Below are 5598 nucleotides of genomic sequence, written 5' to 3'. Positions count from 1 at the left end.
TCCATCGTGTCCTCCTGAAGCGTTCGATCATTCCTTCAGAAGGATACACGATGGGCTACCACTTTGACGTAGCCCTAACCCAACGCCAGACTTATTTGCATTTTACGACAACCGGTAGAACGCAGCTATTCTGCATTCTGGGTACGCCAGCGTTTGGGATCGGAGCCGGAAAAAGATTTCCGGAGTGCGTATCTATCTGCCGACCAACGATGGGAACAGCGTAAAGAGACAACTCTGGAGCTTTATCTGGGGGCCGCGTGGTATGTAGAGCGTTTACAGGATTGGTTGGCACGTTTCCCGCGCCAACAATTACATATTAGCCTGTACGATGACCTGAAAGATGATCCGGTTACTTTCGTGCGTAAAGTCTACGCCTTTCTGGAAGTGGATGATTCGTTTACACCTAACGTCTCCCAGATTTACAACCAGGGGGCCGGGATCCGCAGCACATCTGTAAACCAGTTTGTCCGGCAAAACAACCGGGTAAAACAATGGATCAGACCGTGGCTCCCCCGACCTCTGCGTCAAAAGATAACCCGTTGGCTGACTAATTTGAACCAAGTACCTTTGCCACCCCTCGATCCACAATTGCGTCGAGAGTTAACCATGCTCCAGCGCAATGATATTTTGCGCCTACAAGACTTGATTGACCGCGATCTGACCCACTGGCTGGCTGAGTAGGTTTTATCCGGCAATGGAATCTACACCTGAGTGAAAGAGAGTTAGCGAATAATATGACCATGCCCAATTTTCTCGTGATCGGTGTTGCGAAGGCCGGTACCACTTCGCTGCATGCCTACCTGAACCAACATCCACAAATTGCGATGTCGCAGATAAAAGAACCCGACTTTTTTGAGTATGGAGAAGTTGATCAACCACCCCCGGCTAGTTCTGCTCCTTACCCGTATGCCATCCAAACCTTAACCACTTATCAGGCTTTATTTGCAGACTTACCCACTACTGCACTACATGGTGAAGCCTCGCCCTCTAACTTTGAAGCGCGGGCATGTGAACGGATAAGCCGTTATTTACCCAACGCTAAATTTATTTGCATTCTCAGGCAACCCGTAGACCGCGCCTATTCGGCATTTGCTATGCATACCAAACGGGGAAAAGAACCAGAAACAGATTTTTGCCGAGCTTATCAGGACTCAGCCCGCCGGTGGCAAAAGCGTTTTGAAGGACACCTTCCTGCCTATGCTTGCCGCAATGCCGCGTGGTATGTAGAGCGTTTACAGGATTGGTTGGCACGTTTCCCGCGCCAACAATTACATATTAGCCTGTACGATGACCTGAAAGATGATCCGGTTACTTTCGTGCGTAAAGTCTACGCCTTTCTGGAAGTGGATGATTCGTTTACACCTAACGTCTCCCAGATTTACAACCAGGGGGCCGGGATCCGCAGCACATCTGTAAACCAGTTTGTCCGGCAAAACAACCGGGTAAAACAATGGATCAGACCGTGGCTCCCCCAACCTCTGCGTCAAAAGATAACCCGTTGGCTGACTAATTTGAACCAAGTACCTTTGCCGCCGCTCGATCCGTCTCTGCGTAACGAATTAACGCGTCCTCAACACGACGATATCCTGCGTTTGCAGGACATCGTCGGACGGGATCTGTCCAATTGGTTGGCGAAATGAATTGGAGGCCCGATGGCGCAGAAAAGATGTTTTAAGTCGCATGAACACTAAACCATTTGTCATCTTTGGTACAGCTCGTACGGGCAGCACCTTGCTCAGAAGCCTTCTGAACGCCCATCCAGCCATTCACTGTGATGGCGAGCTCTTGAACCCAACCTTCTGGACTCGTGTAACGTGTCCTCGGCTCCTGTATCGCATCTGGTACAGATACCCGCATGTCTATATCACCCTGCGGAGGTTCGCCGCTCGACTACGATACCATCGCCCAATTTACGGCTTCAAGCTATTCGAGCGTCATGTGTACGAACCAGGCCAGGTACTGGGATCGCTGAACGCTACAGGTTGGCGTATCATCTACTTGTGGAGGCGTTCTGTGTTTGACCGGACGCTTTCGGTTCTTGTTGGCGCAGCCACCAACCATTGGATCAGTATGGCTGACAGTGCTGTTCCCATTCTCTCGATAGACATCAGCCAGACCGAATTCATGCAGACGGTGGCTTTTGTCCATGCACAACAGGTTCGATGTGCGGCGCTCATGCGCGAAACATCTCATCTGGAAATCGTTTACGAAGACGATTTGCGCCAGAGCGAAAGCTGGCAACCTTTGCTGGATCGTATTTGTGCTTTCCTGGAGATACCGCCGAGTCTAGCAGTGTCGCCCGTGCATCAAACCTGGCGCCGACCTTATCGTGAGTTTGTGTCTAACTACGCTGAGCTTGTTGAGGCTTTCCAGCAGAGTCATTTCGTCGATACGTCAGAGCGATGAGAACCCAGATGCAGGTACATATCTCGGTTCTCATCATCACCCACAACAGCGCCCACGAGATCGGCCCGTGTCTGGATACGCTGGCGCAGCATACACGCGTGCCCTACGAGATCATCGTGGTTGACAATGCTTCCGCCGATGACACTATGGATGCGATACGGCGCTCAGGAAGCCTGCGGCTAGTGACAAATACTACTAATGTCGGTTTTGCCGCTGCCGTCAACCAGGCCACGCGGCTGGCCGGGGGAAGATATTTGTTACTGCTCAACCCCGATACACAGGTTCACGAGGGTGCAATCGACCGCCTAGTGGCGTTTCTAGACAGCCATCCGTCGGTCGGCATCTGTGCGCCACGCGTGCTTGCTGTCGATGGATGCCTCCGCCACAACTGCTTCGCCTTCGAAACACCATGGAGTTTCTTCTGGTTTGGCGTTGGCGTCGGGCCGCTGCATCGCGTGCGGCGATGGATGCTTCGTCGCACCAACTGGAATATCGCTGCCGACACGCCGCAGACGGTCGAGGCAGTCACCGGCGCAGTCATGCTGGTGCGGCGCGAGTTGTTCGAGCAACTCGGTGGCCTGGATGAGCGCTTCTTTATGTATTGCGAAGATGGCGATTTCTGCTACCGTGCGCATCAACAGGGCTGGAAAACTATGCTTGTACCAGATGCTGTCGTCACGCATGTGCGCGGTGCCAGCACGCCACCGGATACGCCGCTGCTCAACGGGATGATTGGAGCGTATCTACTTGCGTCACGCTATCACTATACGCAAAAATATTGGGGCCAAGTAGCAGTTGTGGTGCTCCGGCTAGCCAATGCCACAGTCGGTGCGTTGTTTTTGCTGGTGAGCCGACTACTTATTGACAAAACCGCTCGCGCCAACGTGTCGCGTTATGGGCGCCTATTGTGGGGGACGCCTGCATTGCGCAAAGAGGTCAAACAGTGATCTGTTGTATTGCAGGGATGCATCGCTCGGGCACTTCATTTCTTGCCCAATGGCTAGCCAATTCTGGTTTACCCTTGACCACCGGCGGTGACATCAGATCCGACGTCTCCAACCCGCGTGGATACTTCGAGGATCTGGACTTTGTGCGGCTGCATGCCTGGCATCTTCGTCGTATCCGACGATTTTCCGCCGGTTGGAAACTGACACCGAAGAATTTTCTACACTTCACCGCTGAGGAAACGGAATGCGCCACATCTCTGGTGCGCGAGCGCAGCGCTCTTCATACAGCCTGGGGCTGGAAAGACCCACGGACGACGATCTTTCTCATGCACTGGAAAAAGCTGATCCCGAGCCTGAAAGTCATCATTGTCTGGCGTCCATGCGCGGATGTTGCGCATTCACTTGTTACACGCGGGCTAAAGCAGCGACGACCACACTTGTTGATCACACCTATCTCGGCTATCCATCTGTGGCACACGCATAATGAATTCGCACTCGAGTACGCAGCACGCTTCCCTGAAGATACTGTCGTGATCCCAGCGTCCCAGTTTCCTTCCATCGACCAGTCATTACACAAGGTTCTCACCGAGCAATTCGGGTTACAGTTGGAAGCGGTGCCCATGGCCGATTTGTTCCATCCAAAGATGCTGGCACAAGCTCCAGCCTGGCTTCACTGGCTATCCTCTGCCCTCGGTGCCGATGAGATCGAGGCGCGACTGATGGCAGCATCGCTACATACGTAGCTAGTTGCACCCAATGAGGCGCTGCAATGAAAAAACCAAGATGACGATGGGTGAGAATAGCCATGAACTGAATATGATGATCAGGCACGAGTACCGTGCAAGTGATTTGATGCCGGGCACCTGGCAACGTGCGCAGCCAGCACAAGACTTTCACGTCTACAACCCCGCCCTCACCCGCTTCCGTAACCGACTGCTCATGGCCTACCGTGTCGATTTCGGTTACGAGAAGCCGTTCCGGGTCGCCACGGCCATCTGCGTGCTCGACGAACGCCTGCGGGTGGTTCCAGGATCCGTGGTAGCGCTGTCCGATACGATCACCAGTGAAGCCACCAACCACTACGATGCACGGTTTCTCGTCTTCGGCGATCGGCTCTTTGTCCATTTCAATAATGACTGGAATACGGTTCCCAATCAGATCTTTCTGGTCGAACTGGATCCGGATACTTTGCAGGCACAGTCGCCGGCGCGACTCCTCGAATTACAAGGGCCCCGCCAACCCTGCGAAAAGAACTGGCTGCTCTTCGCCCACGACGGGGAACTCTTTGCGATCTATCAGGTCGCTCCCCACATCGTGTTGCACGTCGACCTGGCTGGCAGCGGGCCGATTCGTTGCCGACCAGTCTATCGCACGGCATGGGACACAACGGCCTATACCCGGCGTTACGGTGAGTTACGCGGCGGTACGCCACCGGTACGGGTAGGAGCAAACTACGTTTCGGTCTTTCATTCACGCACGCATGCCCAAAGACCGACCCCGGTCAATTCTTCACGGGCCGCAGCAACGCTCAAGCACATGCCTTGGTTCCGCCAGATCAAACGCTGGCTGCGTGAGCACTTCGCTCCTGTACGCTATTACGGCGGGGTCTATGCGTTTGCCGCCGAGCCGCCCTTCGCTCCTACGTTCCTCCGCCCCACCCCGATCCTCTGGCCGGAACACGAAGGGCCACGCCAGCGTCCGACCGCAAGCCACATGGCACCACGCCGCGTCGTCTACCCGTGTGGTCTGGTTCACCTGGACGATGGCCGCTGGTTGGTCTCCTACGGCATTCATGATGAGCGGGCTGCGCTCCGGGTCTTCACCCGCCAGGAGATCGAAGGAGATCTCGAGAGAGCGCTTCAATAGTCTGGGAACAACGTGTTTCAGGTTTTGTCACCCTGAGTATCCTATGGCCGGTCGGCCACTGGTGCTGGAAGAAACCGTGCCGGTGCGGAGCCTGCACGGTCACCCCGAACGAACGTGAGGGGGCTTCCATGACGATCAGTGCAGATTCCTCACTGCGTTCGGAATGACAGAGCTGGCGTTGGCAGCCCGCTGCGCCCGCCGTGTCACCCCGCTGCGCCCGCCGTGTCACCCCGCTGCGCCAGCACTGTCACCCCGAGCGCAGCGAGGGGTCTTCCATGCGCCGCAGCGAAGATTCCTCACTGCGTTCGGAATGACAGAGCTGGCGTTGGCAGCCCGCTGCGCTTGCCGTGGCAGCCCGCTGCGCTTGCCGTGGCACCTT

The 5598-nt window shown here is 55.1% G+C and carries 5 protein-coding genes and 2 pseudogenes; all 7 read left to right on the top strand.

What is annotated here, in order from left to right; genetic code table 11:
• Positions 1 to 90 precede the first annotated feature (90 nt).
• Positions 91 to 681, top strand: a pseudogene (locus tag A9Q02_RS13800) (sulfotransferase domain-containing protein); the annotation flags it as partial.
• A 53-nt stretch (positions 682 to 734) separates the two neighbouring features.
• Positions 735 to 1640 carry a sulfotransferase family protein gene (locus tag A9Q02_RS13795; protein ID WP_097653669.1) on the top strand — a complete coding sequence of 302 codons (906 nt, stop codon included), beginning with the start codon at positions 735 to 737 and terminating at the stop codon, positions 1638 to 1640.
• A gap of 40 nt (positions 1641 to 1680) precedes the next feature.
• Positions 1681 to 1791, top strand: a pseudogene (locus A9Q02_RS25340) (sulfotransferase); the annotation flags it as partial.
• A 222-nt stretch (positions 1792 to 2013) separates the two neighbouring features.
• The gene (locus A9Q02_RS24885) at positions 2014 to 2406 is read left to right on the top strand and encodes a hypothetical protein (RefSeq protein ID WP_245860547.1); all 393 of its coding nucleotides are present in this window, start codon (positions 2014 to 2016) and stop codon (positions 2404 to 2406) included.
• 8 nt (positions 2407 to 2414) lie between these two features.
• Positions 2415 to 3353 carry a glycosyltransferase family 2 protein gene (locus A9Q02_RS13785; protein WP_172450972.1) on the top strand — a complete coding sequence of 313 codons (939 nt, stop codon included), beginning with the start codon at positions 2415 to 2417 and terminating at the stop codon, positions 3351 to 3353.
• On the top strand, positions 3350 to 4096 hold the full coding sequence (locus A9Q02_RS13780; RefSeq protein ID WP_141508918.1) for a hypothetical protein: 747 nt from the start codon (positions 3350 to 3352) through the stop codon (positions 4094 to 4096). Before A9Q02_RS13785 ends, A9Q02_RS13780 begins: the two co-directional genes overlap by 4 nt.
• Positions 4097 to 4136: 40 nt before the next feature.
• The gene (locus tag A9Q02_RS13775; protein ID WP_097653665.1) at positions 4137 to 5219 is read left to right on the top strand and encodes a hypothetical protein; all 1083 of its coding nucleotides are present in this window, start codon (positions 4137 to 4139) and stop codon (positions 5217 to 5219) included.
• Positions 5220 to 5598 lie beyond the last annotated feature (379 nt).

Source organism: Candidatus Chloroploca asiatica, from assembly GCF_002532075.1.
Taxonomy (GTDB): Bacteria; Chloroflexota; Chloroflexia; order Chloroflexales; family Chloroflexaceae; genus Chloroploca; species Chloroploca asiatica.
The sequence above is the reverse complement of the archived record's forward strand: the minus strand, read 5'-3'. Positions and strand labels throughout refer to the sequence as shown.